The organism is Methylobacterium sp. WL19, assembly GCF_008040005.1.
GTDB classification, from domain to species: Bacteria; Pseudomonadota; Alphaproteobacteria; order Rhizobiales; family Beijerinckiaceae; genus Methylobacterium; species Methylobacterium bullatum.
The window spans coordinates 1-2,026 of sequence record NZ_VRVC01000249.1; the positions used below are offsets into that span (position 1 = coordinate 1).

Below are 2,026 nucleotides of genomic sequence, written 5' to 3' on the forward strand. Positions count from 1 at the left end.
GAGCGGGGGCCGGCGCGGGCTGCTCCTTGCGGCCGAACAGGCCGTCGAGGAAGGACGAGACCTGCGCCGAGGCCGGCGCGGGTTGGAGGCCGGCCGCCAGCACGAGGAGCGAGCCGGCGGCGAGAAGGTGGCGTCGGCCGGTCATCCTGGGGCGTTCTCCGAAGTCGGGTGGGGTTCCGGCTTAGAACCCGAGCCTGTGGCGAATATGGGACGTCGATGCGGTGGAGGTGAGGGGCCGGAGACGGCTCGCCTCGTCCGGAGCCACCCCCACCCTCGGTCCCTCCCCACAAGGGGGAGGGAGGAATAGCTCACTCGTCGTCGTCCATCATCGGCGAGGACATCGAGATCGCCCCCATGCTGGACGGCGCGGTCTCCATCAGGATCTCGCGCTTGCCGGCGTGGTTGGCCTGGCCGACGATGCCCTCGACTTCCATCCGCTCCATGATCGAGGCGGCGCGGTTGTAGCCGATCTGCAGGCGGCGCTGGATGTAGCTGGTGGAGGCCTTGCGGTCCCGCATCACCACCTGCACCGCCTGGTCGTAGAGGTCGGCACCCGCATCGATCCCGCCGCCCGCATAGGCCCCGGCATCGAAGATCGGCGCGTCGATCTCTTCGGCCTCGGCGGCCGCCGCCTTGTCGGCCTTGGAGGCTTTTGCCGGCTTCTCCTCGGGCGGGTTCTCGTCCACGGTGACGGCTTCGAGATAGGACGGCCGGCCCTGGCGCTTCAGGTGGGCGACCACGCTCTCGACCTCCGAATCCGAGCAGAACGGGCCGTGGACGCGGGTGGTGCGCCCGCCGCCGGCCATGAACAGCATGTCGCCCTGGCCCAACAGCTGCTCGGCGCCCATCTCGCCCAGGATCGTGCGGCTGTCGATCTTGGAAGTGACCTGGAAGCTGATCCGGGTCGGGAAGTTCGCCTTGATCGTGCCGGTGATGACGTCCACCGACGGGCGCTGCGTCGCCATGATGAGGTGGATGCCGGCGGCACGGGCCATCTGCGCCAAACGCTGGATCGCCCCTTCGATGTCCTTGCCGGCCACCATCATTAGGTCTGCCATCTCGTCGACCACGATGACGATGTAGGGCAGGGCCGAGAGGTCCATCTCCTCCGTCTCGAAAACGGCCTGGCCGGTCTCGCGGTTGAAGCCGGTATGGATCTCGCGGGTGATGATCTCGCCCTTGGCCCGCGCTTCCGCCATCCGGGCATTGTAGCCGTCGATGTTGCGGACCGCGATCTTGGACATCTTCTTGTAGCGCTCCTCCATCTCGCGCACGGCCCATTTGAGGGCGATGACCGCCTTCTTCGGGTCGGTGACGACGGGGGAGAGCAGGTGCGGGATGCCGTCATAGACGGAGAGTTCCAGCATCTTCGGGTCGACCATGATCAGGCGGCACTCTTCCGGCTTCATCCGGTAGAGCAGCGACAGGATCATCGTGTTGATGGCCACCGACTTGCCCGAGCCCGTGGTGCCGGCGACGAGCAGGTGGGGCATCTTGGCGAGATCGGCGATGATCGGCTCGCCGCCGATATTCTTGCCGAGGCAGAGGGCGAGCTTGTGCTTGCTGATGCAGAAATCGGCCGAGGACAGCAGCTCGCGCAGGTAGACGGTCTCGCGGGTCTCGTTGGGCAGTTCGATGCCGATGACGTTGCGGCCGGGCACCACCGCCACGCGGGCCGAGACCGCCGACATGGAGCGGGCGATGTCGTCCGACAGGCCGATGACGCGGCTCGACTTGGTGCCGGGAGCCGGCTCCAGTTCGTAGAGGGTCACGACCGGGCCGGGGCGCACGGCGAGGATGTCGCCGCGCACGCCGAAATCCTGCACCGTCTGCTGGAGGTTGAGCGCGTTCTGCTCCAGCACGTCGGCATCGACCTCCTCGGTGCCGGTCACCGGCGGCTCGGCCAGCAGTTCCAGCGAGGGGTGCTCGTAATCCTCGTTCTCGACGAGCGACATCGGCGTGTGCCGGCCGGCCGGGATCAGCGTGGCGCGGGGCTCGGGGAAGATCGCGCGGGATGGAGACGGGG

Annotated in this window: 1 protein-coding gene and 1 pseudogene; both read right to left on the reverse strand. The window is 67.9% G+C overall.

Annotated elements, in window-relative coordinates:
* Positions 1–145, reverse strand: a pseudogene (locus FV220_RS26320) (outer membrane lipoprotein carrier protein LolA); the annotation flags it as partial.
* 163 nt (positions 146–308) lie between these two features.
* The coding region (locus FV220_RS24805) for a DNA translocase FtsK (protein ID WP_281406106.1) at positions 309–2,026 on the reverse strand (1,718 nt) is incomplete at its 5' end.